This window comes from Gemmatimonadaceae bacterium, from assembly GCA_020851035.1.
Classification (GTDB): Bacteria; Gemmatimonadota; Gemmatimonadetes; order Gemmatimonadales; family Gemmatimonadaceae; genus JACMLX01.
On record JADZDM010000017.1, the window covers coordinates 58629 to 84506 of the forward strand.

The 25878-nt window shown below is 70.8% G+C and carries 28 protein-coding genes; 7 read left to right on the plus strand and 21 right to left on the minus strand.

The window, feature by feature from the left end; translation table 11 throughout:
• The 4 genes from IT355_11490 to IT355_11505 are packed head-to-tail and all read right to left on the minus strand — an operon-like array spanning position 1 to position 2174.
• Complete coding sequence (locus IT355_11490; GenBank protein MCC7053874.1) at positions 1–624, minus strand: histidine phosphatase family protein; 624 nt, start codon at positions 622–624, stop codon at positions 1–3.
• Complete coding sequence (locus IT355_11495) at positions 621–1088, minus strand: DUF393 domain-containing protein (GenBank protein MCC7053875.1); 468 nt, start codon at positions 1086–1088, stop codon at positions 621–623. Before IT355_11495 ends, IT355_11490 begins: the two co-directional genes overlap by 4 nt.
• Positions 1085–1615, minus strand: a complete 531-nt coding sequence (locus IT355_11500) for a putative metal-dependent hydrolase (GenBank protein MCC7053876.1) — start codon at positions 1613–1615, stop codon at positions 1085–1087. The genes IT355_11495 and IT355_11500 overlap by 4 nt, the downstream gene beginning before the upstream one ends.
• A 13-nt stretch (positions 1616–1628) precedes the next feature.
• On the minus strand, positions 1629–2174 hold the full coding sequence (locus tag IT355_11505) for a DinB family protein (GenBank protein ID MCC7053877.1): 546 nt from the start codon (positions 2172–2174) through the stop codon (positions 1629–1631).
• A gap of 89 nt (positions 2175–2263) precedes the next feature.
• On the opposite strand from IT355_11505, the gene hrpB reads away from it, so the two are divergent.
• Positions 2264–4813: an ATP-dependent helicase HrpB gene (gene hrpB, locus IT355_11510; GenBank protein ID MCC7053878.1), complete on the plus strand. Its 2550-nt coding sequence runs from the start codon at positions 2264–2266 to the stop codon at positions 4811–4813.
• A 46-nt stretch (positions 4814–4859) separates the two neighbouring features.
• Here the strand turns inward: hrpB and IT355_11515 are convergent, their stop codons facing one another.
• The 6 genes from IT355_11515 to IT355_11540 form a co-directional block, all read right to left on the minus strand.
• A complete protein-coding gene (locus IT355_11515; GenBank protein ID MCC7053879.1) occupies positions 4860–5447 on the minus strand; it encodes a hypothetical protein in 588 nt (195 codons plus the stop codon).
• A gap of 22 nt (positions 5448–5469) precedes the next feature.
• A complete protein-coding gene (locus IT355_11520; GenBank protein ID MCC7053880.1) occupies positions 5470–5916 on the minus strand; it encodes a hypothetical protein in 447 nt (148 codons plus the stop codon).
• Positions 5917–6019: 103 nt separating this feature from the next.
• Positions 6020–6328: a hypothetical protein gene (locus IT355_11525; protein MCC7053881.1), complete on the minus strand. Its 309-nt coding sequence runs from the start codon at positions 6326–6328 to the stop codon at positions 6020–6022.
• On the minus strand, positions 6325–6999 hold the full coding sequence (locus IT355_11530; GenBank protein ID MCC7053882.1) for a hypothetical protein: 675 nt from the start codon (positions 6997–6999) through the stop codon (positions 6325–6327). Before IT355_11530 ends, IT355_11525 begins: the two co-directional genes overlap by 4 nt.
• A 44-nt stretch (positions 7000–7043) precedes the next feature.
• Positions 7044–7547 carry a hypothetical protein gene (locus tag IT355_11535; protein MCC7053883.1) on the minus strand — a complete coding sequence of 168 codons (504 nt, stop codon included), beginning with the start codon at positions 7545–7547 and terminating at the stop codon, positions 7044–7046.
• Positions 7548–7879: 332 nt separating this feature from the next.
• On the minus strand, positions 7880–8635 hold the full coding sequence (locus tag IT355_11540) for an MBL fold metallo-hydrolase (protein MCC7053884.1): 756 nt from the start codon (positions 8633–8635) through the stop codon (positions 7880–7882).
• 568 nt (positions 8636–9203) lie between these two features.
• Between IT355_11540 and IT355_11545 the strand changes: the two genes are divergently transcribed.
• Positions 9204–9926, plus strand: coding sequence for a hypothetical protein (locus IT355_11545; protein ID MCC7053885.1), 723 nt, complete (start codon positions 9204–9206; stop codon positions 9924–9926).
• A 10-nt stretch (positions 9927–9936) separates the two neighbouring features.
• Here the strand turns inward: IT355_11545 and IT355_11550 are convergent, their stop codons facing one another.
• Genes IT355_11550 through IT355_11560 form a run of 3 tightly spaced genes read right to left on the minus strand, consistent with a single transcriptional unit; the run spans position 9937 to position 11498 of the window.
• Positions 9937–10521 carry a hypothetical protein gene (locus tag IT355_11550; GenBank protein ID MCC7053886.1) on the minus strand — a complete coding sequence of 195 codons (585 nt, stop codon included), beginning with the start codon at positions 10519–10521 and terminating at the stop codon, positions 9937–9939.
• On the minus strand, positions 10518–10892 hold the full coding sequence (locus IT355_11555) for a hypothetical protein (protein ID MCC7053887.1): 375 nt from the start codon (positions 10890–10892) through the stop codon (positions 10518–10520). The genes IT355_11550 and IT355_11555 overlap by 4 nt, the downstream gene beginning before the upstream one ends.
• A 57-nt stretch (positions 10893–10949) precedes the next feature.
• Positions 10950–11498, minus strand: coding sequence for a hypothetical protein (locus IT355_11560; protein ID MCC7053888.1), 549 nt, complete (start codon positions 11496–11498; stop codon positions 10950–10952).
• 380 nt (positions 11499–11878) lie between these two features.
• On the opposite strand from IT355_11560, the gene IT355_11565 reads away from it, so the two are divergent.
• Together IT355_11565 and infA are read left to right on the plus strand one after the other, a co-directional pair.
• Positions 11879–12091 (plus strand): cold shock domain-containing protein, encoded by a 213-nt coding sequence (locus tag IT355_11565; GenBank protein MCC7053889.1) that lies wholly within the window; start codon positions 11879–11881, stop codon positions 12089–12091.
• Between the two features lie 180 nt (positions 12092–12271).
• Entirely contained in the window at positions 12272–12493 is a 222-nt protein-coding gene (infA, locus tag IT355_11570; protein MCC7053890.1) for a translation initiation factor IF-1, read from the plus strand.
• Positions 12494–12541: 48 nt separating this feature from the next.
• Here the strand turns inward: infA and IT355_11575 are convergent, their stop codons facing one another.
• From IT355_11575 to IT355_11595, 5 genes are read right to left on the minus strand one after another with little or no spacing between them, the layout of a single operon-like run.
• A complete protein-coding gene (locus tag IT355_11575; GenBank protein ID MCC7053891.1) occupies positions 12542–14560 on the minus strand; it encodes a S9 family peptidase in 2019 nt (672 codons plus the stop codon).
• A 51-nt stretch (positions 14561–14611) separates the two neighbouring features.
• The gene (locus IT355_11580; GenBank protein ID MCC7053892.1) at positions 14612–15223 is read right to left on the minus strand and encodes a nicotinamide mononucleotide transporter; all 612 of its coding nucleotides are present in this window, start codon (positions 15221–15223) and stop codon (positions 14612–14614) included.
• Positions 15220–15900 carry a class I SAM-dependent methyltransferase gene (locus IT355_11585; GenBank protein MCC7053893.1) on the minus strand — a complete coding sequence of 227 codons (681 nt, stop codon included), beginning with the start codon at positions 15898–15900 and terminating at the stop codon, positions 15220–15222. The genes IT355_11580 and IT355_11585 overlap by 4 nt, the downstream gene beginning before the upstream one ends.
• On the minus strand, positions 15900–16382 hold the full coding sequence (locus tag IT355_11590) for a DUF2721 domain-containing protein (GenBank protein ID MCC7053894.1): 483 nt from the start codon (positions 16380–16382) through the stop codon (positions 15900–15902). The genes IT355_11585 and IT355_11590 overlap by 1 nt, the downstream gene beginning before the upstream one ends.
• 42 nt (positions 16383–16424) lie before the next feature.
• Positions 16425–17243, minus strand: a complete 819-nt coding sequence (locus IT355_11595) for an rRNA pseudouridine synthase (GenBank protein ID MCC7053895.1) — start codon at positions 17241–17243, stop codon at positions 16425–16427.
• Between the two features lie 177 nt (positions 17244–17420).
• Between IT355_11595 and IT355_11600 the strand changes: the two genes are divergently transcribed.
• A complete protein-coding gene (locus IT355_11600; protein ID MCC7053896.1) occupies positions 17421–18842 on the plus strand; it encodes an aspartate aminotransferase family protein in 1422 nt (473 codons plus the stop codon).
• Between the two features lie 134 nt (positions 18843–18976).
• Entirely contained in the window at positions 18977–19951 is a 975-nt protein-coding gene (locus IT355_11605) for a sel1 repeat family protein (GenBank protein MCC7053897.1), read from the plus strand.
• A gap of 24 nt (positions 19952–19975) precedes the next feature.
• Here the strand turns inward: IT355_11605 and IT355_11610 are convergent, their stop codons facing one another.
• Positions 19976–20398, minus strand: coding sequence for a VOC family protein (locus tag IT355_11610; GenBank protein ID MCC7053898.1), 423 nt, complete (start codon positions 20396–20398; stop codon positions 19976–19978).
• 86 nt (positions 20399–20484) lie between these two features.
• Positions 20485–21366, minus strand: a complete 882-nt coding sequence (locus tag IT355_11615) for a helix-turn-helix domain-containing protein (GenBank protein MCC7053899.1) — start codon at positions 21364–21366, stop codon at positions 20485–20487.
• Positions 21367–21665: 299 nt separating this feature from the next.
• On the opposite strand from IT355_11615, the gene msrB reads away from it, so the two are divergent.
• Complete coding sequence (gene msrB / locus IT355_11620) at positions 21666–22136, plus strand: peptide-methionine (R)-S-oxide reductase MsrB (GenBank protein ID MCC7053900.1); 471 nt, start codon at positions 21666–21668, stop codon at positions 22134–22136.
• Between the two features lie 303 nt (positions 22137–22439).
• Here msrB and IT355_11625 read toward each other — a convergent pair whose 3' ends face one another.
• Positions 22440–25823, minus strand: coding sequence for a glycosyl hydrolase (locus IT355_11625; GenBank protein MCC7053901.1), 3384 nt, complete (start codon positions 25821–25823; stop codon positions 22440–22442).
• Positions 25824–25878: the final 55 nt, after the last annotated feature.

Genomic DNA, 25878 nt, shown 5'->3' on the forward strand with positions numbered 1-25878 from the left:
TCAGCGCGGCGCCATCGCCCCGCAGGAGGCATCCACCGGATCGGCGGCACCGTACGTCGTGCGCGTGGCGACGACGCCGCCGCGCGCGTCGCCGCGCACCGTGAAGAGCTGGCTGTACTGGCTGTCGCAGAGCGCCGCCGATGGCGCACCGCCCAGCGCCTGCACGATGTCGGTGACCGTGTTGCTGTGGCCCACCACCAGCACCCCGGTGTGACCGGACAGCCGCGACAGCGCGCGCACGGTGTCGGCCACGGCCTTCACGTGCGCCGCCACCCCCGCGCTCCCGATCGGCACCACGTGCACCGGCACACCGGTGCGTGCGAGGAACGCCGATGCCGTGAGCCGCGTGCGCTGCAGGTGGCTTACCACCACATCGGTGATCGGCAATGACCGCACCGCGCCATCCAGCGCCGCCGCACGTGCCATCCCCGCCTCGCTCAGCACGGGATCGTTCGCCGGCAGCGGCGCCTTCTCGGCGTGCCGCACCACCACCACCAGCATCGGCGATACGGCCGGCGCCGCACTCGCCGCCACGGCACCCGCCGCCGGTACGTGGGCACACGCCGGCACGACCACCATCGTCAACAGGAGCATCGCCGCGAGCGGCAGCCGCCGGAACGTCATGGGAGGATCCTCGCGCGCCAGGCCGGCGGCCAGAGCTGGCACGCCTCCACGCGTCCAAAGAGTTGAAAGCGCCGCTTCGCGAACGCCTTGTATGCCGCATCGCGCAGCCAGCGCGGCACGACGTGGCCCAGCACACCGAGGACCCACCACGGCCCGCCCAGCAGCCGCAGCACCGACAGCGCCGCATCCGAGTGGACCTGCACCGACGCGCCGCGCGAGCCGGACGCAGGCAGGTAGAGCACCGTCGAGTCCACGCCGGTGAGCATCGCGGCGAACGGCGACAGCAGCGAGCGCGCCGTCTCCCCCGCCAGCGCCGCCGCGCGGATGCGGCCGTCGCGGTCATGCTCCATCGTGAAGCGCACTGCGCGATCGCAGAAGCCGCACTCGCCGTCGAAGAAGAGGATCGGCGACGTCGAGTCCGCCGCCGTCGTGAGGCCCGGGACCACGGCCGACACCGCGCTCACCACCCCATCCGTGAACGGAGCGACGTGATGTGCGCCACATGATGGCGCCCGTGCCAGTGGTACCGCAGCAGCGACAGTTCCACCGTCTGGGCGCCGAGTTCGGGGTGCACGAAGGTGCGTGCGAGCATCGAGGCATCCAGGCCGCGCAGGCACGCCACCCAGCGCGCGTGCAGCGCGTCGATCAGCGAGAGGCTCGTCGCCACCGGCACCGTCGAAACATCCGGCAGCAGCGCCCACGCGCCCTCGTCGTAGGGGCGGATCGTCGGGCCCTCTTCCGTGAAGGCGAACTTCACGCGCACGTAGGCGTGCATGTGGCTGTCGGCCACGTGGTGCACCACCTGTCGCACGCTCCAGCCGCCATCGCGGTACGGCGTCGCGAGCTGGGCCTCCGACAGCCCGTCCACCGCCGCGCGCATCGCCGACGGCAGTGCCGCGATCCCCTCGATCGACTCGGCGATAATCGACGCGGTGATGGTCGCCGGGATCTCGAACCGGCCGACGGGATACTGCAGTGACGTCTCGCGCATGCAGGCGGGCGGGTCAGGCGTTGGCGAAGTGGGCGGCGATCTCACGAAGCTGCGCGGCGTGCCGCAGCTCGTGGCCGCCGATGGTGTACACCCACTCGTAGAGATCGAGGTCGCCGAAGACGGGATGCGGGTGTGACACCGTGGAGAGTGCGAGCCCGTCCGCCTGGCGCAGCTGCGAGAGGAGCGAGCGGCGGTGCTCCAGCAGGGCGGCGCGCGCCTCGACGGCGGAGACTTCTCCGGTGGGCTGCACCCGGTCCGGCGCCATGATGCGGCTGCTGCGATCGGGCAGCCGCCGGAACCGTTCCACGTTCACGGGCACCATCTCCGGCCCCTCCATGGGCACCGCGGCCATCCCCCGCAACTCGGCGGCCTTGAGTTCCGTCAGCCGGGTCACGCCCTTCTCCACCCGGCAGAGATGCTCCAGCACCTCGGCCGCCGACCACGCGTCCTCCGATGGCCGCGCCTCCTGCAGCCCGGGCGGGATGGTGTCCAACGCCGCCAGCAGGTCGAGCCGCGCCCGGTCGGCATGCTCGATCACGGCCTCGAGTCGGGGATGCACGCGAAACACTCCTCCCGGCCTTGCCGGAGCCCTGCGGGGTCGATCCCAGCCTGGAACGTGGGGTGCCACCACCCGATAAAGTTAGCGCCGTGACCACGCCCACCGACCCTCGCGCCCCGGCTGCCACCTCGCTGCCGGTGCTCGCGGTGCTGCCGGAGCTGCTGGCCGCACTCGATGCCGGCACGGCGGCCGTCCTGGTGGCCCCACCAGGCGCGGGCAAGACGACCTGCGTGCCACCGGCCCTGCTCACCGTGCCATGGCTCGGCCGACACCGCGTGCTGCTCCTGGAGCCTCGACGGCTGGCGGCCCGTGCCGCCGCGAGCCGGATGGCGGCCCTGCGTGGCGAGACCGTGGGGCAGGTCGTGGGCTGGCGCATGCGCGGTGACACGCGTACGAGCGCTGCCACCCGCATCGAGGTCGTCACCGAAGGGGTGCTGACGCGGATGCTGCTGGACGACCCCACGCTCGACGGGGTGGGCGCAGTCTGCTTCGACGAGTTCCACGAGCGCTCGATCCATGGCGACACGGGACTGGCTCTCGCGCTGCACACGCAGGCGCTGCTCCGCCCCGACCTCCGGCTGCTCGTGATGTCGGCCACGATCGACGGCGCCCGCGTGGCCGCGATGCTGGGCGATGCCCCGGTGATCACGAGCAGTGGTCGCGCCTTTCCCGTCACCACGGCGTTCCATCCGCCGCGCCCGGGTCAACGCATGGAGGAGGCCGCCGCCAGCGCGGTGCGCGAGGCGCTGCAGGGGCACGACGGCGACGTGCTGGTGTTCCTGCCTGGGGCCCGCGAGATCCGGCGCGTGGCCTCGCTGCTGGACGCCGGCGTGGCCGACGGGGTGGATGTGCGTCCGCTGTTCGGCGCGATGGAGACGCGTGAGCAGGACGCCGCGATCGCCCCCTCGCCGCCCGGCCGGCGCAAGGTGGTGATCGCCAGTGCCATTGCCGAGACCTCTCTCACCATCGAGGGCGTGCGCGTGGTGGTCGATGCGGGATGGTCACGCGTCCCCCGCTATTCGGCGCGCACGGGCATGACGCGGCTCGAGACGGTGCGGGTGTCGCGCGCGAGCGCCGACCAGCGCCGCGGGCGCGCAGGCCGCGTTGCGCCGGGGCACTGCATCCGCTGCTGGCACGAATACGATGACGCGGGGCTCCGCGCGCACGGTGCGGCCGAGGTCCTCGATGCGGACCTGGCACCGCTGGCGCTGGACCTGGCCGGGGCAGGCGTGCGCGACCCGCACGAGTTGCGCTGGCTCGACACGCCGCCCGCGCCGGCGTTTGCCGAGGCGCGGGCGCTGCTGGCGGAACTGGGCGCGCTCGACGCGGAGGGCCGGCTCACCGCGCACGGCGCAGCGATGTCGGCCACGGGGGTGCATCCGCGCCTGGCGCACCTGTTGCTGATGGCACGCGAGCGAGGGTCGCTGGCGCTGGCCTGCGACCTGGCCGCCGTGCTCGAGGAGCGTGACCCGATTCGTGCGGCCGACATGCGGCTGGTGGACCCGGACCTGGGGTTGCGCATCGATGCGGTGCGCAACGGACGGCGCGCGCTGCCGGCGGGGCTGCACCTGGACGAGGCGGCGCTGGCGCGCTGCCGTGAGACGGCACGCACGTTGCGCGACCGGATGGATGTGCGCCGGAACGACGAGCGCGGCGTCGATGCGCCACTGGAGCTGGGGGCGCTCGTCGCGCTGGCGTATCCGGACCGTGTCGCCCGTCGCCGCGACGGCGCTGGTGCGCGGTACCTGCTGCGCAACGGCTCGGGTGCATTCGTGCGTGACCAGGGCTCGGTGCTGGCGCGTGAGGAGTGGATCGCCTGCGCCGGCCTGGATGACGCGGGGCGGGATGCGACGGTGCAACTCGCGGCGCCGCTGGACCTCGCGACGCTGCGGGCGCTCCATGCCGGCCAGGTCGCGCGTGTGCGGCGAGTGGTGGCCGAACCCGCCACGGGTCGTGTGCGCGGCACGGTCACGGAATCGCTGGGCGCGATCGTGCTGGTGGAGCGTGTTGCCGAGGACATCAGCGATGCCGAGCGTGGCGATGCGCTGTGCGCGCTGGTGCGCGAGGGGTGGCCGGCGGCGCTGCCCTGGACCGACGCGGCGATCCGGGTCCGGGAGCGGCTGGCGTTCCTGCACGCGCATGATGCGCGCTGGCCGGACGTGAGTGACGCGGCGCTGCTGGCGGCGCTCGACGGCTGGCTGGTGCCGGTGCTGCGGACGGTGCGGTCACTGGACGACCTGCGGCGAGCCGACCTTGGCGCGTTGCTGCTGGACGGGGTGGACTGGTCGTTGCGTGCGACGATGGACCGGCTCGCACCGACGCATGTCACGGTGCCGAGCGGGTCGCGGATTCCGGTGGACTACGGCGACGCGGCGGCGCCGGTGCTGGCCGTGCGGCTGCAGGAGTTGTTCGGCGCGCGTGAGACGCCGGCGGTGCTGGACGGTCGGGTGCCGCTGGTGGTGCACCTGCTGTCTCCGGCGCATCGCCCGGTGCAGGTCACGCGCGATTTGCCGGGGTTCTGGCGGACGAGTTACGCCGACGTGCGCAAGGACCTGCGCGGCCGATATCCGCGGCACTCGTGGCCGGAGGATCCGGCGACCGCGGTCCCGACGCACCGTGCAAAGCCGCGCGGGACATGACGGGGCTGCGCCGACGGTGTGCGACCACGCGGTGCGCCGCGGGTGGCTATCGGGCTGGCAGTCCGAGCTGGGTGCGGACGTAGCGCTGGATGCGGCGCTCGATCTCGCCGCGGGTGCTGCAGGTGACGTCGCTGCCGCTGGTGCTAGTGGCGCGACCGACGCCCGAGACGTTGGTGGTGAGTTCGGCGCCGCTGCCGGCGGCGGCGATGGTGCTTTCCACGGTGAGGCGGATTTCGTAGGTCTCCGCCTTCTCGCCCGTGAGGTCGCTGCCGCAGTCGAGCGCGGTGCGGAGCTGGAGCCCGTTGAGTGAGCGTCGCGCCTTGAGTGATTCGTTGCCGAGCCGGAACGAGGCCTCGTCCTTGTAGGTGAGGGGGATGCCGAGCGATGCGTAGGCGGCGGCGAGGTGGGGCCAGATCGCGTCGCGGGTGGCGGGCAGGGCGATGGTCTGGGCATTGCCGCCGACGACGAGCGTCATGCCGGGCATGCCCGTGTTGCCGCCGCCGCTCTGGACCGAAACCGGCACCGGCGCAGGCGTGGAGCCGGCGGGTGTGGCGCCGGTGGAGCTGCAGCCGGCCGAAAGGAGTGCGAGGGTGGCGAGGGGGGCGAGGGGGGCGAGGGCGAGGCCGTGGCGCACGCGGATCTCCGGGAGTGACGGGTCAGGTTGCGGCGACGGTGCGCGCCATTCCGGTACCTTTTCGGCGCAGCGTGCGTTCCCACGCGGCGACGCCGATGCCGGCGGCGACGGGCAGGAGCGCCCACGACACCACGTAGTACCACGCGGGCGCGGCGGCCCAGCGGACGGCGCCGATGAAGACGGCGGCGGCGAGGCCCAGCACGGCCATGGTGAGGGCGTGCCCCATGCGGTGATCCGGGGCGATGCGAGCCGTGACCCACCCGCCGAAGACGGCGAAGACGAGGGTGATGCTGAGCATCACGAAGAGTGCGACGCTGTTGGTGGTGTGTCCCTGTGCCGTATAGGCGGCTGGGAAGGCCATCGGCGTGGCGGCGGCGGCGCCGAAATTGCCAAGCCCCGTGAAGAGCAGACCGAGAGCGATCGCGGCCAGGTTGCGCATGGAGACCTCGGGAAGGGTGCGTCGTCGCAAGCTATCGTGGCACCGGGGGGCGGCAAGGATCGTCCGGCGCGGAAACGCGCGGGCATCATCGATCGTGCGCGGGGGCCTGCGTGCTGCGCCGCACTGGTGCTGGTCAGGTCGTGCGGACGAACCAGGCGCGCGGCCCGCCGAAGTCGTAGGTGAGCACGTCGGCGTCACCGCGCGTCACCGCCACCTGGACGGGGTTGGATCCATCCTCGTGTGCGGTGTGGAGGGTGGATCCGTGCACGGCCCAGCGCAGGATCACGTGCAGTGGTCCATTGGCGGTGGGAATCGAGTATGCGAGGCGGTGTGGGTGCTCGAACTGCATGCGGGTGCCGGGCTCGATGTCGAGGGGTGGTTCGCAGCGAAGCAGCTGCCAGGTGCCGAGGATCCAGTCGGCGTGCGAGGCGGTGTCGGTCATTGGCCGCGGAGTGGTGCCATGGCGGCCATCCACCGTCCGCCTTCGATGACATTGGCGGCGGCCTGTGCGACGAGTGCCGGATCGAGGGAGCCGCGCGCGAGGCGGACGGCGACCTGCACGAGGTCCAGCGGGCGTTCACTGACCAGCACCACGACGTGCGCGGACTTCACCGGTCCGCCGCCGGACATCACCGTCCGAGACGCGAGCCGGAACTCCCGTCGCGTCGAGTCGGGGTCGGTGTCGACAGGCAGCGGCACCGGATCGAATGCGGAGAGCCGGAGTGGTGCGAGCTGGGTGGCGCGGCCCATGCCGGACGGCGGGGAGGGAGACATCCCGGTGTACTGGCCCATGGCGATCGGGCTGGCGAGCCGGTCGAGGGGGTATCGATGGACGCCCTTGTCGGCGAAGCGGCTCTGCAGCTCGCCGCGACGGAATCGCACCGTGGCGCCGCGATCCGGATCGACGATGATGACGGTGACGTAGCCGGGTGCCTCGAGGGCCACGCGGAGGTCGCGTCCGGCGGGGGTGTACTCCACCGCCTCGATGAACGGGACGCCGACATCCTCGTAGCCGCTGGCGTCGTTCTCCGCGATCCGCAGCGGCAGACGATAGCAGGCGACAGCACCTGCCAGGAGGAGAATCGGCGAGACCAACCGGGTGAGGCGACCCATGCCTTCAGGTTACGTCATGGGTCGCCGCCGCGACATGCCCGGTGTCAGCGCCGTTCGGCGCTGGACATCATCGGGCGGGCGGGTGGATCGCTCTGTTCGTCGTGCTGCTCGTCGAAAGCCGAGTACGCCAGCTTCTTGATGGAGGAGCGGCGCTGGCGCTGGCGGCGCCGGCTTCGGGCAGCGAGGCCGGCCATGCCACCGATGATGGCGCCGATGATGCTGGTCAGTGCGAAGGTCAGGAGTACGAGCAGCGGCTCGGCTTCCGCCGGGAACTCGAAGCGACCCATGAGGACGAAGCTGCCGATTTCCCACGAAATGACACTCGTCAGTCCGAAGAGCAGGCCGCCGACGAAGGCGCCCCAGATCAGCGGCAGCCGGCTCACCGTGTCGAACCCTGCCAGAGCCACGAACCCGACCGACAGCGGCAGCCAGAAGAACCGGTTAATGCCGCTTTCCCGGTAGAAGACGAAGGTGATGTACTCGACGAAGAGCAGCATGAGCAGGATGCCGACCATGCGCATGCTGTAGCGGAAGAACCAGGGCATCATCAGCGAAGCCCTCCGGGGCAAGTGACGGGCGGCAGGTATTGCTGAGTTTGCTGCTGACCGTGGACAGACTGGGGCATGGCAGGACGTCGGGAAAGGATCGGGGAGCGGCGGCTGCCGTGGAGAATCCGACTGATGCATTCATCGCGCCAGAGCTCGCAACAAACAGACGAGTTCGCTCAATGCACCGATCGGTGTGGCCAGCGATCCCCTTCCCCTGCGGATGAGACGGATCGCGCGCGGTGTCGCAACGGCGTTCGGGTCGCGGCCGGGAGGAGGCGCGAGCGCGTTTCGGCACCATCCGGGTCAGGCGGTGGCCGGACCCGGTTTACTGTTCAGGCTGCTGAATGCAGCGCAGGATCCTGGCGGAGCCTGCGTTCGCGCACGCGGGCCGGAGCTGGCCCCGATGGCGCGTCGCCGGCGCGGGCGATGATGAGATCGCGCACGTCGTCCATCTGGAGCACATCGCCGGTGCCGGGGTGCAGCCGCTGCACGCCCAGCCGGTTGAGCAGCGCGAGGCTGCGAGCGACCCGCTGCGGCATTTCGGCCAGATAGTGGCGGGCCGGGCGTCGCGGCAGCAGCCGGCCGCCGAACCATCCACCCATCAGCAGGTCACCGACGATGGCATCCCCGGTGGGCAGCACGACCGAGGCGGAGCCGATCGTGTGGCCGGGGGTGTGGACCACGGTGCCCTCGGTGCCGAAGAGGTGCAGGGAGAGCGTGTGCCCGAAGACGACATCGGGGGGCGCCGCCTCGAACCGCGAGTCACCGAACCAGCGCATGAGCGAGCCCAGCGGCTTGGCGAATCCCACGGCACGATCGAGTCCGCTCGCGAGGATCGGCGCATCGGCGCCGTGCACGGCGAGTGGCACGTGGAACATGCGCTGCAGGTACGCGGCGTTGCCGACGGAGGTGGCGTGCGCATGGGTGGCGAGCACGAGCGAGAGGTCGTCCCCGCCGAGTCCGAGGCCGGCCAGCGCATCGAGGAGCTGCGTGCGCGATCGAGCTGGACCGGTGTCGACGAGCACGTGGTGCTCGCCGCTGATCACGTATGCGTTCGTTCCGTCGAGTGGCAGTCGGTGTACGCGCATGGTCGCTCTCCTCATAGGCCGGCGTCGGCCGTGACATCACACTGCAACGACACGCTACAGCACGCTGCGATTGCTATCCAGAGCCTGCAAGGACACCGCGCGGGAATCAGCACTCACTCAGGCCGTGCACTCCAAATCGCGCGCGACACGCTTCCGGACACATCCGCATCTCGTCGCACCGACCATATATGCAAATGACGTGCGAGCGTTCCTTCATTGGAACGCACACATCATCCATGCGCCGCGCTGCCCCGCACATCTGATGCGCCGAGTGACACGGCACGCGCACGCATGGCACCACGCCCGCGGAGAGGAGGCTCACACGAAAGCGCGCGCGGCGCAGCATGTGCATGCAGTCGGAGGCTGCACCCGATGGGATCGAGACCACTCCTGCCGAGGCGATCCCGGTCGCACCCGCCGTCATGGCGCAGACCTCGTGCTGTACAGTCTGCTCTGCCTGCCGATGCACGGATGGCGCAAACCGTGGAACCTGACCAGCCCGGTGGCCTATCTTCCCGGTGCGCCGCGGCGAACGCGGTGCATGCGCCACTTCACCCGGTCCTCCATCATGCCGTCGCTTTCATCCCGCAGGCTTGCCGTCCTGCTCGCCACCGCCGCGCTCCTGCCCGTCAGGATGCTCAGTGCGCAGCAGGGTCCCCCCGTTGCAACACCGGTGCCAGCGCCCGTGCCGACGCCGGCCCCGCCGGCCGCGCCATTCGTCATGCCGGCCTCGGCCGCCGATACGATCGAGGTCATCATCACCTCGCGCAGCGTCGACACCGTCCGGGCGGAGAAGGATCAGTTCCTGAGCGCACGGCGCGACATGGAAACGCAGTGGGCCGCCCTGCGCGACCAGACGCAGCGGCTCAAGTACAGCATCACCGAACTCGAGCGCGCAGTGGATGCGGCCAGCGAGCGCGAGAAGGTGGCGAAGAAGGAGAAACGCGACGCCGACCGCATCGCGGCCCAGGTCGAGAAGCGGCGCCTCGAACGCTCGCTCGAGATCGTCGAGGCGCGCGCGGCCCTGCGGCAGGCACAGTCCGAGCAGGCCCGGCTGGAGCGCGACCTGCTCGACGCCTCCATCCGCGCCGATGATGCCGAGCTCGCCATCGCCGAGCGTCGGACGCAGGTGCTGGCCGACGACCCGTCCCAGCGCGGGGCGTTCCAGGAGCTGACCAACCGCTGGCTGCAGGCGCTCCGTACCCGCGCCGCACGCGCCTACGACGTCGAGGATCGGCGGTTCAAGGTGGTCGAGGCGCAGCTCAACCTGCTCAAGCGCCAGCGCGACTGACGCGCGGGCGCTACGTCCCCGCCGGTCCCGCCAGCACGCGGGCGCGGAGGGCGCGGGCGCGGTCGGCGATCCGGTGGATGTCGGCGGCGGTGTCGAGAGGCACCGCCGCATCGTTCACGTTCTTCGACGTGGCCGACAGGCGCCCGGTGGAGTCGTAGCCGAAGGCAAGGCGCAGCCGGACCGGCACCTGGGTGCCTGAGGTCCGCAGCCGGTCGAGCGCCACGTAGTGCAGCCGGTCGCCCGTGAAGAGGTACCGTGCATTCTCCTCCACACCCACCGGCCCGCGCCGCGTCTCGTCCAGCACCACCAGCGTGTCGCCGGCGAAGAAGGCGAACCAGATCACGCTCGTGTCCCCGCTCATGTACCCGCGCGAATCACGCCGCAGCGACGGGAGCCGCGCCTCGGTCACCTCGGCCTCCTTCACGAGGTACTGCAGCATCATGCGGTCCTGCGCCGCCGCCGCGATCGCGGCCTTGTGCACGGCCCGCTGCTCCGGCGTGGGCGGGGGACCCTCCCGCTTCGCGCAGGAAGCCAGCACCAGCAGGCAGGTCACTCCGAGGCGGCCGAGGCCGGCGTGCGCACCGCGGTGGCTCATTGCGCCCCGTGTGTGACGGCGCCATCCAGCTCGAGCCAGCCACGCCAGCCGCCCGCCATCGAGATCACGTTCGTGTAGCCCATCTGCTGGATGGCATCGGCTGCCAGCGCCGAGCGGAAGCCGCCGCCGCAGTAGAGCACGATCGGCGCCGCCGGGTCGGGGACGGTCCGCTCGATGTCGCGCTCGATGACGCCCTTGCCCAGGTGCCGGGCGCCCGTCACGTGGCCGGCCGCCCACTCGCTCTCCTCGCGCACGTCGAACACCTGCGCCGTGCCGGCCGCGAGCATCGCCTGCACCTCGGCCGGGGACACTTCACGCACGCGGCGGCGGACGGCCTCGACGTGGGCGAGAAAACGCGGGGTGTGATCCATGCTGACGCTCGGGTGACGGGACGGCGCAGTGTACCCGTTCCGCCGCGGTGCGACCAGTCAGCGCGGCCCGGTGGGCGCACCGAGTGACAGGCGACGACCGCGTCCCGCCGCGAGACCCGAATGCCAGCCCGCATGAGCACCCCAGGCCAGGGCGGCGACCATGACGGCGGCACCGATGCGATGGGTGTCGAGCCCGATCTGCTCCGAGTGGGCGAGCAGGTTCCATTCGCCGAACAGGTAGCTCCAGTCATGCTCCCCGCCGCCGACCAGCGGGAGCTCCTGCACGACGGCGTCCGCCATGTAGCGGCCGATGTTCACGCCGTTCTGGCCCAGCCACCAGAGCATGACGCTGGCGGCGTGCCGGTCGCCCCGGGCGAGGAAGCTGCCGCCGAAGACGAGGGGGACGATGAGCTGGAAGAGGGTCCCGCCGAGCGCGGCGGTGTGCTCCCCGAACGGGCCGAAGACCAGGTGGCCGGTCTCGTGGATGGGCAGGTTGACGTTGTCGAGGGCAGACCACGTGTCCTGCGCCGAGAGAATGGCGACGGAGTACCAGGCGAGGGCGGCGGTGAGGAGCAGCCTGGGCCAGTTCGGTCGTGACGACGCCATCGCGATTCGGGGGCCGAGTCCGGGCGATCCGGACCGTTGCTCAGGGCACGGATCGCGGCGGTGCGTGCCTGCCCGGTCAGGTGACGACTGGCGGCGCGTGGGGGCACGAACGGGCGGGATCGCACGTCCGGCAGGACTGGTATATTTCGGCTGCCGGCCACTATTGACGGATTTGAATCTCGACTATACGGTTATGTCGCTGTGCTCCGCGCCGGGTGGCGCGGGCTGGGTTTCGGTCCACGGGTCCGCCTCCTACAGCGCGGGCCCGTCGTCGTTTTCCAGCACTCATTCGTGGGAGTAGTGTCTGTCCACGAGTCCCGTTGTCGGTCAGTACCGGATTGCCGGGCTCCGACGCGATCAATCCACAGGAGTCTGTAGCAATGCGTACGACCGGCACCGTGAAGTGGTTCAATGACGCCAAGGGTTTTGGTTTCATCACCCCGGCCTCTGGCGGAAAGGACTGCTTCGTCCACCACTCTGCCATCCAGATGAAGGGTTTCAAGACCCTCGCTGAAGGCGAGCAGGTTGAGTTCGACATCGTCGAGGGCGCGAAGGGCCCCGCGGCTGAGAACGTCACGAAGGCTTCGCGCTAAGCAACGCTTGTCGGCCTCCCTGTGAGGTCGTCGTACGAAGGGCTGGCCCGTTCGCGGGCCAGCCCTTCGCGCTTTCCGCCTCCGGATCGCTCCGCCGGCCCGGACAGTCGTTAGGTTTCCCGCATTCGTGCGGCTCCCCTCCCCGGGGGTCCGTCTTTCGTATCCCGTCTGACAGGGTGTATGGCCAAGGAAGAAGCACTGCAACTCGAGGGGACCGTGAGCGAGGTCCTGCCAAGCGCGATGTTCCGCGTCTCGCTCGACAATGGACACACCGTGCTGGCGACCATCGGCGGCAACCTCCGCCGTTTCCGCATCCGCGTCCTCGCGGGTGACCGCGTGACCCTCGAGGTCTCGCCCTACGACCTGACGCGCGGACGCATCGTCTACCGCCACAAGAACTGACTGGTTCCCGCGCGGCGGCAGCGACCACGCTGCGGTACCGCGCCGGTGTCAGGGCGCCGGCACCCCGGACACCTTCGTGAAGTCCGGGAGCGGGTCCCCGAAGACGTAGTGGTTGAACCAGCCCAGGTTGTGCTGCATCACCGCCCGCTGCGACTTCGGCTTCGTGATGCCATGCCCGTAGCCCTTGTACACGATCATCTCGACCGGCACGTTCCGGTCCTCCAGCGCCTGCCGCAACTGGTAGGCGTTCGCGATCGGCACCCGGCGATCGAGCTCTCCGTGCTGGATGAGCGTCGGCGTGCGGGCGTTGCGCACGTAGTCCACCGGTGACGTCTTCGCGTAGATCGCCGGGTCCGCCACCGGGTCGGCGCCGAGGTAGTTGATCGTGAACGGCGTGATGTCGGTGTTGTAGTAGTACGTGCGCCAGTCGGAGATGCCCGCGCCTACCGACGTCGCCACGAAGCGGCGGCTGCTGGTGGTGAGGAACGCGGAGATGTACCCGCCCTGGCTCCAGCCCATCGAGGCGACGAGGTCACGCTGCACCCAGCCGCGCTCGATCAGTGCGTCCACGCCGCTGATCACGTCCCACGCGTCGCCGACACCGAGGTTGCGGTAGTTCAGCGCGCGGAACCGCTCGCCGTAGCCGGCACTGCCGCGGTAGTTCACCTTCAGCACCAGTGCGCCGCGGTTCACCCACTGGTCCACCGGGTAGTACCGCGCGTCGGGCAGCGTGGGCCGGTCGATGCCGGTGGGACCGCCGTGGATCACGCAGAGCAGCGGGTAGCGGCGCGCCGGGTCGAAGTCGCGCGGCTTGATCAGGATTCCCTCGATCTCCGTGCCGTCGCGGCTCTTCCAGCGGAACACCTCGCGCGTGCCGAGCTTCCAGCCCGCGACCTGCGTGCTCATGTCGCTGACGACGCGCGGCGTGAACGACTCCAGCGGCGAGACCGCGAGCTCCGGCAGCGCCGTGGGCGACGAGGTGATGAAGGCGACCTGCGTGTGGCTGCGATCGAGGGAGAAGCCGGCATACATGCCGTCGTCCGGCCCCGTGAGCCGGATGATGGTGCCGCTGGACGGGTCGGCGACGTAGAGGTGGGAGGCCGTCTTCTGCAGTCCGCTGAAGTAGACCCCGCGCGGTCCCCAGGCCACATAGCCCGGCTGCTCGTCGAACGCCAGCGTGATCGGGCGGATCGCGCCTCCGCCGGCATCCACCACCGCCAGGCGCGTGTTGCGGAAGTAGTTCGTCCGCACCTCGCCCATCGCCGTGCTGAACACGAGCTGGCTCCCGTCCGGCGACCAGTGCGGATTGTCGTCGGCACCGGGCTGCGTGACCACGTCGCGCACGCTGTTGTCCGCCACGGTCAGCACGCGGATGTCGGCGGTGTTCGCATTCGGTGCATCGGGGCGCAGCGTCGTGCTGAAGGCGATGCGGGTGCCGTCGGGTGACCAGGCCGGGCTGCCCACGCTGTAGCGCGTGGCCGCCGGTGTGCGCAGCACGCCGGGCTGCGGGGCCTGCAGTGCGGCCGCCACGTCGATGGTGTAGAGCTGCTGCATGGCATGGTCCCGTCGCACCACCTCGAACCCGCCGAGAGTCGTGTCGCGCGCCTTGCGCTCGCCGGCGGAGGGGCTGGACGTGAAGGCGATTGCACCGGCATCCGGCCGCCAGTCGTAGGCACTCACCCCGCCGGCGGCGCTGGTGAGGCGCACCGGCTCTCCGCCGTCGATCGCGAGCGCGAAGAGCTGCGGCTTCTGGTCCACGCGCGTGCTGACGAACGAGAGCCACTTGCCGTCCGGTGACCACTGCACCTGCGAGACCCCGGCCTCGTGCCGGGTGAGCTGCCGCGTGCTGCCGCTGCGCAGGTCATGCAGGTGCAGCTGCGCCACGAACGCATCCTGCTGCCAGTCGGTGGTGGTGAGCAGGTACGCCACCCGGGCGCCGTCCGGCGACAGGCGCGGGCTCGCCACCGACTTCAGTGAGAGCAGCTCGTCGATCGCCGGCGTGCGGTCGGCCGCCTGCGCCTGCAGCGACGAGGCGAGGACGATGAGGGCGAGGGTGCGGCGCAGCATCGGGACTCCGTTCCGGTGGTCATCCGCACGGCGGTGCGGTACGGACAGCCGTCAGGCGGCGGCGACGCCCTGCCCCTGCTCCTCGCGGAGCCACTGTCGCCACCCCTGGACGGCCATGCCGAGCAGGATCAGGTAGATCAGCGACGAGACCCAGAGCTGCTGTCGCGGCAGCAGCCAGAACGCGTAGAGCGCGTTCACCAGCGTCCAGCAGGCCCAGTGCTCGATCTTCTTGTGTGTCTGAAGATACTGGCCGCTGACGCTCACTGCAGTGACCAGTGCGTCGGCCATCGACTGCTGCGCGCCGGTGAACGACATGACCCAGCCGAGGAGCGCGGCCAGCGGCAGGGTGGCGAGGGTCCAGAGGAGCCGGCCCCGCGTGGTGAGGCGGGTGATCGGCAGGTCGTCGTGGTGCGTGGGGCCGGCGCGGAGCCACACCCACCAGCCGTAGGCCTGCATCGGCAGGTAGTACAGCACCTGCAGCCCGGTGCTCGACCAGAGGTGTGCGCGCCAGAAGACGATGCCGTAGAGCACCACCGACGCCACGCCCCACGCCCAGGTCCAGATGTTGTTCTTCACCAGCAGCCAGACGTTCACCAGCGTCGCCACTGCCGCCGCCACCTCCAGCGGCGAGAGCTCGTGCACCACCCGTGGCCAGTCGATCACGCCGCCTCGCAGTGGAGCAGGAGCGAGAGCGGCATGCCGGTGGCGGGGTGCAGCGGCTCCTGCACCCGGGTCACGCGCAGCCCGGCGGTCGCGATCTCACCGAGCCACGAGGTCAGCGTGCGGTAGTACCACGGCATCGGCGTCGGGAACGGCACCGCGAAGGCGTCGAAGGCCTCGGTGCGCCAGCCGCTGGCGTAGGGGGCGTCGCCGCGCGCCGTCCAGGGATGCACGGTCTGGATCAGCAGCACGCCGCCGGCGTCGAGCCGTGCGCGCAATGCCGCCAGCAGCGGGTGCACGGGATCGGCGAGCAGCGAGAAGTTGCAGGCGATCACCGACCAGGGCCCCGCGGCCAGGCCGGCGTCGTGTTGCAGCGCCTCGTAGGTCGCCACCGCGAATTCGCCGCCGCCGAGGGCCGTGGCCTGCGCGATCAGCGGCGGGCTCACGTCCACTCCCGTCGCGCGCAGGCCGTGTGCCGCCACCGCCCGCACCAGCCACCCTTCCCCGCAGCCCACGTCCAGCAGCGTGCCGGTGCCGCAGGCCAGGCAGGCCTCCACGATCGCGGCGTCGGTCCCGGCCAGCCGGCTCGGCACCAGCCCCTCGCGCACGACCTTCGTCCAGGCGTCGGCGTTGTCGGTCCAGCTCTGCGCGATGCGCGCATCCGGCGACTCCGGGCGCATCAGCCGCCCGCTCCCGTGCCCTCGGCCGATACGCGGTCCCGCGGCGGGTCGATGCGCACGGTGCGGGTGGCGATGAAGATCTCCTGGAGGAAGGCGAGCAGGCCGCCGATCAGCGCCAGCATCGCGAGCACGAAGAGGCCGGCGATCCAGTACGCGCCGCTGACGTGCAGGACCGCGGACCCGAACAGCGCGATGATCACCAGGCAGACGAGGAGCGCACAGATGGTGCAGAGCGTGATCCCGCGGTTGGCGAGGCGGGCGCGGCCCGACAGGACAGCGAGGCGATCGCGCATCACCTGGCGTTCGTGCCCCACCGGGAGGTCGTGGTAGTCGATCTCGAACTGGCGCGCCCGGTCGATCACGCGCGCGAGCCGGTTCGTGAGCACGTTGAGCATCGCCGCCACGCCGGAGAGCAGGAACACCGGTGCCACGGCCTGCTGGATGACGTGCGCGATGTCGATCAGGGGAGCACTGGTCTGCATGCCACGAATCCTACTCGTCACGCAGGCGGCGGGCACCGGTGTTCAGCGATCGCCGCGGACCACGCCCCCTGCCGGCGGACGCACGGCCACGATCTCGTCCGGGAGCAGGTGGCGCCACGCCCCCTTGGCCAGCGTGCCGAGCGCCAGCGGACCGATCGCAACGCGCACGAGTCGCAGCACCGTGGTGTCACAGGCCTCCAGCATCCGTCGCACCTGCCGGTTGCGCCCCTCGTCGAGCTCGATCTCGAGCCACCCATGCCGCGCGCCGGCGCGCAGCACCGCCACCCGGACGGCACCGAGCCGCTCGCCGTCGTCGGTCGTCACGCCACGCTGCAGCGCCGCCACCAGCGCGGCATCCGGCACACGATCCACCTGCACGTGGTACGTCTTCACCACGTGCGAGGCCGGCGCCGTGATCGCATTCGCCCACTGCGTGTCGTTGGTGAAGAGCAACAGCCCCTCGCTGGCCTGGTCGAGGCGGCCCACCGGGCCGAGGAACGGCAGCGAGGGATCGTCGAGGCACTCGTAGACGGTGCCGCGCCCGCGTGGATCGCTGCGCGTGGTGAGCAACCCGCGCGGCTTGTTGAGCGCGATGTAGACGCGTGCCGTCGCCGCCGTGCGCGCGCCATCGAGCACGATCACATCCCGCTCCGGCACCACCCGTCGGCTGCTGTCGGTGACCCGCCGGCCGTTCACCGTCACGCGTCCGTCACGGACGGCGACCTCCGCCTGCGACCGGGAGCAGATGCCAAGCTTGGAGAGGGCGCGCGCGAGCGACACCGTGCCGCGTGCGGCGACGGTGTCGGTTCGTGCGACCGGCGTGGATCGAGCGGTCGGGGCGCGGCGGGGACGCGGGGGCATTCGGCGACGGCGACGGTGACGCTGACGGTGACCGTGACGGAGACGGTGATGGTGCGACAAAGATGGCACCGGGCGGCGTCCGGGCCGCAGGCGGTCATCTCCCCCGCCTCGCCACCCGATCGGCGCCCTGCCCGACAGGTATCTTGCGCCATCCCTCCACGCGAACCCCTCGGCAACGTGCGCTCCACCTCGCCCCGCGACGAACGCTTCCTGCTGCCCGTGTTGCTCGACACGGCGGCCGCGCTGTCACGGCAGTTCCTGGACGGCATCACGGACCGCCCCGTGCAGCCCGGTGCCGTGCCGCTCCCTGCCGTCGCGTTGCCCGAAACCGGCGAAGGCACGCAAGCCGTGCTCGAGCGGCTGCGCGACGACGTCCTCCCGCTGCTGACGGCGTCCGCCGGACCGCGCTACCTGGGCTTCGTGACCGGCGGGGGCACGCCCGCCGCACTGGCTGCGGACTGGATCACGAGTGCCGTGGACAACAACGCATCGGATGCGTCGAGCAGCGCGGTGGTGCAGCTCGAGGAGCAGGCGATCGCGATGCTCTGCGACCTGCTCTCGCTGCCGACGACGATGGCGGGGTGGTTCGTGAGCGGCGCCACGATGGCGAACATGGCCGGGCTGGCGACGGCGCGGCAGTGGCTTGGCGAGGCGCGTGGCGTGGATGTCGCCGCCGACGGCGCCGGCGTGCTGCCGGACCTCCGCATCCTGTCCGCCACGCCACACGCGAGCGTCGTGAAGGCGGCGGCGATCCTCGGCATCGGCCGGAATCACGTCAGGATCGTCGACACCGTCCCGGGCACGGAACGGGTGCACGTGCCGGCCATGGCGACGGCACTCGCGGCCAGCGACGTGCCGACGATCATCGTCGCGAACGCGGGCACCGTCACGACCACGGCGTTCGATGACATCGCGGCACTCGCGGCACTGGCGCGCGAGCACCGCGCCTGGCTGCACGTGGACGGAGCGTTCGGGCTCTTCGCGACGCTGCTGCCGGCGCACGCCGCGCAGCTCGCCGGACTGGCCGACGCCGACTCGATCTGCGGCGACGCACACAAGTGGCTCAACGTGCCGTACGACAGCGGGTTCGTGCTGACGCGGCATCCTGCGGTGCAGGCGCGCGTGTTCCGGAACGCGGCGTCGTACTTCATGCAGGCCGGCGCCCTGGCCGATCCCTTCCATCACACGCCGGAGAATTCGCGGCGATGGCGCGCGCTGGCGGTGTGGGCGACGCTGCTGGCCTACGGACGGTCGGGGGTCGCCGACGTGGTCGCGGAGTGTTGTGCCTGCGCGGCGAGCCTGGGGGCGTGGATCGAGGCGCACCCTGACCTGGAGCTGCTGGCGCCAGTCTCGCTGAACGTGGTGGCCTTCCGGCTCGGCGACCGGATCGTTGCGGGGCGAGACGGCGCGGCACTGACCCGCGTCTTTCTGGACGGGGTCGCGGCCAGCGGCGACACGTTCCTGACACCCGCCACGCTCTCCGGCCGGCCGGGCGTGCGGGCGGCGTTCAGCAACTGGCGCACCACGGCGGGTGACGACCTGCCCCGCATCCAGCGTGGTATTTCAGCGGGGGTGGCCGGGGTGTCGTCCGGCATCTGATGCTGAGTCCGTCACTTCCCGTCACGGATGGGCGTGACAGGGATGCGGACGGTGTGGTACATATTCATTAGCGTTCATTAGCGCGCGCGAATCGGCGCGCCCCCGCCCGCCTCCCTCCCGTACCCCGTCTTCCCATGCGACCCGCTTTCGGTCGAGTTCGCCAGAGCCGAACGGTCCTGCAGTTGCTGTTCGGCGTGACCCTGCTCGCGGCGTTCACCGTCACCGCCGACGCGCAGCAGCCGCGCACGCGACGTGCGCCCCGCGCCGCCCGGACCACGGCATCGGATACCACCGCGCTCCTCGCCAGCTGCGCTGCCGGCAAGAGTGCCGCCTGCCGCGCCATGTCCGGGATCTACTTCGCCGGCAAGCCCGCACCCGCCGACACCATCCGCGGCACCGAGCTCCTCGAGCGCGCCTGCCGCGCCGGTGACGCACGCGCCTGCGGACAGTCGGCCTGGCTCGTCCGTCAGGGCATCGGCCAGCGCGCCGACACCGCGCGCGCCTTTCGCCTCTTCGGCGCCGGCTGCACCGCCGGTGATGCCAAGTCGTGCACCTCGCTGGGCTTCATGCACGAGATGGGCGCCGGCACGGCGCGTGACATCGTGCAGGCTGCTGCCAACTACGATCGCGCCTGCCGTGCCGGTGACGCGCGTGGCTGCAGCAACCTCGCCACGCTCAGCGACTCGGTCACCGTGGTCGGCACCGATGCCGCACGCGCCACCTCGCTGCTCACCCGCGCCTGCGACGACAAGGACGCCATCGCCTGCAGCAACCTCGGCGCGCGCGTCGAGAGCGGGAACGGGGCGACGGCCAACCCGGTGCGCGCCGTGGCTCTCTACGCGCGCTCCTGCCGCGACAACGTGCTGGTGGCGTGCGTGAACCTCGGCACGCTCACCGCGCAGGGCCGCGGCACACGCGCCGACCCGGAGCGCGCCGCACGGCTCTTCACGCAGGCGTGTGACGGCAACGTCGCCGCGGGATGTGCGAACCTCGCCATCGCGCACCGTCGCGGCGCCGGCGTGCCGGTGGACAGCGCGCTCGCACGCACCCTGTTCGAGAAGGCCTGCCGGCTCGGTGACGCCGACGCCTGCCGCCGCGCGCAGCGCTGAGCGGGCTGCGCGACCGGTGATTCGTCACCCCGGCGTCTTGCCGTCCCACCAGGCGCCGGGCACGTAGGTCCCGAAGTACCAGCAGTTCCCCTCCGGGTCTCGCGCCTCGTAGCCGCGACTGCCATAGCTCGCGTCCTCCAGGCCCCGTTCGATGTACGCGCCCGCGGCCACCGCCTGCGCGTGGTGCGCGTCGGCATCCTCCACCGTGACACTCAGCGTCTGGTTCACGCCGGCCAGGTCCATCGGGCTCTGCCAGCCGCGCGCAGGCTTCGCGGTGCCCACCATGATCACCGAGTCGCGGAAGGTGAGCTCGGCATGTGCCACGCCGCCCTGTTCGTCCGGCACCTGCAGGCGCACGCGGAAGTCGAAGGCACGGACCAGGAACTCGATGGCGGCGTTCGCATCACGGTAGAAGAGGCAGGGTGCGATGAGTCCGATGGCATTCATGGGCAGGCTCCGGAGTGAGAGGTGTGGCCGTCAAGCTGCGGCGCCGTTCCCCCCGTGTCTTGAAGGATTGTTCACCCGCGCGGTCGTCAAGGTGCAGACACACCCGGCAGTATCGCGGACAGGCGCCGGTGGAACTCGGTGGGGGTGAGGCTGGCGAACTCGCGGAACTCGCGGACCAGGTGTGGCTGGTCTGCGTAGCCGCAGCCGAATGCGAGTCTCGACCAGACTGGTGACTCCCCAGGCGGCAGTGCCCGCACCTGCCGCACCACGCGGTCGAAGCGCACCACACGCGCCAGCGCCTTCGGCGTGAGCCCGACATGTTCGCGAAAGGTGGCCGCCAGCCTGCGCCGGCTCCACTGCAACTCGCGGGTGATGTCGTGCACCGGTGCCGCGCCGGGTTCACGCATCACCGCGCGCCAGGCCCACGCGACCGTCGCCGGCATCGCCCGCGCGCGCTCGAGTCGTCGCGCGAGGGCGACGTCCAGCAGGTCGAATCGCGCGTCCCACGTCGCCGCGTCGCGCAGCCGGCACTCGAGCTGCGTCGCGTCGCGGCCGAGCAGGTCCCCGAGGTGCACGGCACGGTTCACGAGCGCGTGCATTGGCACGCCCAGCAACCGCCAGGTGGCGAGGGGCGAGAGATTCAGCTCGATGCCTCGCGACCGGCCGGTGCTGGCCGTGACGGCCACGGTGTCGAACAGGCCGGCCACGAAACTCCCGAAACGCGCACCGGCCGGCTCCAGCGCGGGGGCATGCACGTCGAGCGGGTCGCCGAGGTTCACGATCACCGTCACGTTCGGGTGCGGCACCTCGAAGCGGCGTAACGGCGTGCGGGAGCATTCCTCGTAGCCGACGTAGGTCGCGACGCAATCGGCCACCGCCGGCGCGGCCGCCTGCGTCGCGAGTTCCCACCAGCCGTCGGCGTGCGCATGCCGCTGCAGGTGTGCCCGGGAGTGGTGCGACCTCAGCATGGCGCCGGGCTGGTGATGGAACCCCGGGCTCGGTTCCGGAATACGTCAGGCATGGGCGAGTCGGGGGGAATGCGGCGGGGGCGGTGCCGGGGGATGCGCGTCACGGCGCTGGCCCCGGGCCGGCGACAAGCTGGGCACGGGCGCGTCCACGTCACAAGGTGCGGCACGCCCTGCCCCGGTTGAAGTTTCCCGTACCGATGCCGCGCGAGCGGTCGGGCCCCCTGCGCACGGCGCGCCGTGCCGCTCTCCTCACCACCAGTCCCAGCGCGCCCACGGGCGCGGTGTACCCGATCCTTCCCATGACCACACCTTCCTTCGTGAAACCCACCGACGCCGAACTCCGCGCCCGCCTGACGGACGAGCAGTACCAGGTCACGCAGCAGGAGGGCACCGAGCGTGCCTTCCGCAACGCGTACTGGGACAACCACGAGGCGGGGATCTACGTCGACGTGGTGTCCGGCGAGGCGCTGTTCAGCTCCCTCGACAAGTTCGACTCGGGCACGGGGTGGCCGAGCTTCACGCGCCCGATCGAGCCCGCCAACGTGCGGACGAAGAGCGACCGGAAGTTCTTCATGACGCGGACCGAGGTGCGCAGCATGCAGGCCGACTCGCACCTCGGCCACCTCTTCGACGACGGCCCGAAGCCGACCGGCCAGCGCTACTGCATGAACTCTGCAGCCCTGCGCTTCATCCCGGTGGACCAGCTCGAGGCCGAGGGCTACGGGCAGTACGTCGCGCTCTTCCGTCCTTCAGCGGTCAAGCACGACTGAGCTGCAACGGGCAAAGCCAAGGAAAGTGCAACGGCGTTGACGCAATGGCGCCAAGGGACGCGAAGGACGCAAAGAGGTCGTTCCGCGTTGCGAGGCCTGGCCCGGACGATGATCGAAAGAATTGAAGGGAACTGCGGTGGCTGTTGCAGTTCCCCGCAAGAAACGAAGCCCCGGTGCGCATGGAGGATGACTCCGCACACCGGGGTTTCGCCGTCTGCAACTTCTTTGCGTCCTTCGCGCCCTTTGCGCCTTTGCGTCAAGGCTGTTGCACTTGCTGTTGACGCAAGGGACGCAGAGGATGGACTACATCGCGATCTTGGGCCGGTTCGGCTTGATCTCCTCGTTGCTCGGCACGAGCTCGGGGAGGCCATTCGCCTTGAGGATCGCGTTCAGGCGCGGCAGGTGGCCATCGAGCGACTTCTTGATGGCGCCGAGCTGCACCTCGAGCTTGCCGCTCAGCATCGTGAAGGCCTGTTGCGCCTGCACGGTGGGGCGGTACTCGCCGGAACCGACCGTGCCCGACAGTGCTGCGATCTGGTTGTTCAGCTTGATCGGGTAGTTGAGCGGGTCCTGGCTGCTCTGGTTCTTGGTCTGGTAGACCTCCTGCTCCGCGCCGGTGAGCTCGCCCATCATCTCGCCGGAGAGCTGCGTGAACTCCTGTGCCGCGGCGCCGGAGAGGCGCGGGGCGCGGTCGGACACCTGCCAGCGCATGTTGCGCACGGTGCGGACGGCCATGTTGGCGTCGGTCGTGCGGTCACGGATGGCCAGCAGGAGCTTGAACTGCGCGGCGATGTCGGCATCGGTCGCGTCGCTGCGCGGATCCTTGCGGATGCGGAACGGATAGGACTGCGTCACGCCGCCGGCCGTCATGCGGACGGCGTAGGTGCCCGGGGGCGCCATCGGGCCCGTGGTGGAGCCGGCCCACATGATCAGGCCGTCGAACCGGGCCGCGTCCGGGTAGCGCATGTTCCAGCCGAAGCTGTTCATGCCGGCCTTGTTCGGCACGCGCACCGGGCGCGGGCCGCGGGTGAACAGTTCCTCGAGGTCCACGGCACCGGGCCCCGACGTGCGTGCGGTCGCGACCTTCGTGGCCGAGTCGCGTGCGAGGCCGGCCTTGGTGACGAGCGAGTCGATCATCGCCGTCCGCATCGCGTCCATGCGGAGCGAGTCGGCCTGCGTGTCGGGATCCTGATCACTGGTGAAGCCCGTGATCACCTTGCCGGCGGCGTCGAGGAACTCGAAGCGCACCGTCTGGTTCGGGTCCTTGAGCCAGTACTGGAAGCGCGCGCCGCCCGGCGGGTTGCTGCCGATGCCCTCGGCGCCGCCCATCATCTGCGCGAAGAACCCGCCGCCCCAGTCCGTGCGCCAGGCGTCGGCCGGCGTGAAGAGGTGCGCGGTGGAGGCGAGGATCGCCGGCGTGACCTGCCGCAGCGCGCTGATGTTGTCCATCACCCAGAACGCGCGGCCGTGGGTGGCGGCGATCAGGTCGTTGTCCTTCACGCGCAGGTCGTGCACCGGCACCAGCGGCAGGTTGCGGCGCATCGAGCGCCAGTTCATGCCGTCGTCGAACGAGATGTAGACCCCGCGCTCGGTGCCGGCGTAGAGCAGGCCGCGGCGGACGGGATCCTCGCGCACCACGCGCACGAAGTGCTCACCGTCGATGCCGCTGATGATCTGCGTCCAGGTCTTGCCGAAGTCGGTGGTCTTGTAGATGATCGGGCGCTTGTCGCCGAGCTGGTAGCGGTTGGCGGCGACGTAGGCCGTGCCGGCCTCGTAGTGCGAGGGCTCGATGATGGAGATGCGGGTGAAGTCACCGATGCCGGGCGGGGTCACGTTCTCCCAGGTGCGGCCATCGTTCCGCGAGATGTGCACCAGGCCGTCGTCGGTGCCGACCCAGAGCACGCCCTGCTGCACCGGCGACTCGTCGAACGCGAAGATCAGCGCGTAGGTCTCGACGCCCGTCTGGTCCTTGGTGATCGGGCCGCCTGAGGCATCCATCGTCCGCGGGTCGCGGCGCGCGAGTTCCGGCGACACCTCGGCCCAGCTCTCACCCTCGTTGGTGCTGCGGAAAAGCCGCGACCCGGCGGCGTACAGCACGTTCGGGTTGTGGCGTGAGAAGACGATCGGGAAGGTCCACTGGAAGCGCACCGGGATGTCCTTGGACGACCAGCCCATGGGGTTCACCGGGTACACCGTGATGTTGCGCTCGAAGCCCGTGCGCATGTCCTTGCGCGTGAGCAGGCCGCCGTAGCTGCCGGCGAAGATGATCCACGGCTTGGTCGGGTGCGGCGTGACGTAGCCCGACTCGCCGCCGCCGGCGTCCTTCCAGTCGGCGAACTGCACGCGCCCGTCGCCGCGGCTCGGGCCGCAGAGGGTGGAGTTGTCCTGCTGGGCGCCGCAGATCGCGTACGGGTACTCGTTGGTCACGTCCACGTGGTACCACTGCGCGGTCGGGAAGTCCTCGTCGGTCCAGCTGCGGCCGCCGTCGGTGGTGACGGTGGCGCCGCCGTCATTCGCCTCGATCATGCGGTTCGGGTCGTTCGGCGCGATCCACAGGTCGTGGTTGTCGCCGTGCGGCACGCGGATGCCCTGCGGGAAGGTCTTCCCGCCGTCGCGCGAGCGGAAGAAGTTCACGTTCAGCGCATAGACGACGTTCGTGTCCTTTGGATCGGCCACGATGTTCGAGTAGTACCAGGCGCGCTGGCGCAGCTTGCGGTCGCGGTTGATGTAGCTCCAGGTGGCGCCGGCATCACTGGAGCGGTACACGCCGCCCGAGTCGTGCTCGATCACGGCCCAGATGAGGCTGGGCTTCACGGGGCTGACGGCGAGGCCGATCTTGCCCGTCACGCCGCGCGGCAGGCCGGCGGCGGTGGTGCTGAGGTTCGTCCACGTCATCCCGCCGTCGGTGGACTTGTGGATGCCGCTGCCCGGGCCACCCGAGGAAAGCGACCACGACGTGCGGTACGCCTGCCAGGTGGCGGCGTACATGATGTCGGGGTTGGACGGGTCGAGCTGGAGGTCGATGGCGCCGGTGGAGTCGTTCACGAAGAGCACCTTGGCGAACGTCTTGCCGCCATCGGTGGTCTTGAAGATGCCCCGGGTCTCGCCGGCCTTGAACGGGTTGCCGAACACGGCCAGCCAGGCGATGTCCTTGTTGGTCGGGTGAACGCGGATGGCGGCGATGTGTTCGTCGCGGAAGCCGAGGCGCGTCCAGGTCTTGCCGCCGTCGAGGGTCTTCCAGAGTCCGTCGCCGCCGGCGGTGTTGCCGCGGATGTCGGTCTCGCCGCCGCCGACCCAGACGATGTCCGGGTTCTGCGGATCGACGGTGATGGCGCCGATGGTGCCGCCGAAGTAGTTGTCGCTGGCCGCGGCCCAGTTCTGTCCGCCGTCGGTGGTCTTGAAGACGCCGCCGCCGGTGGTGCCCATCCAGTATTCGTTCGGGCGCTGGACGGAGCCGGTGGCAGCGACGGAGCGTCCGCCGCGGGCGGGGCCGATCTCGCGCCAGCGGAGTCCGCCGAAGGCGGTGGAGTCGAAGGTCAGCGGGCCCGACGGTGCCGGCTGCACGACGCGGCGCACGGCGGGCCGGGTGGCGGGCCGCGTCGCCTGCGCCTGCAGCGCCAGCGGGAGCAGGCCGGCCAGTACGAATGCACCGGTGCGCCAGGCACCGGAACGGGAAAGCGTGACCATCACGCGGGTCTCCTTGGGTGGGCAGAACGCGGGAGGGCGGCGTCGACGCCGCCAT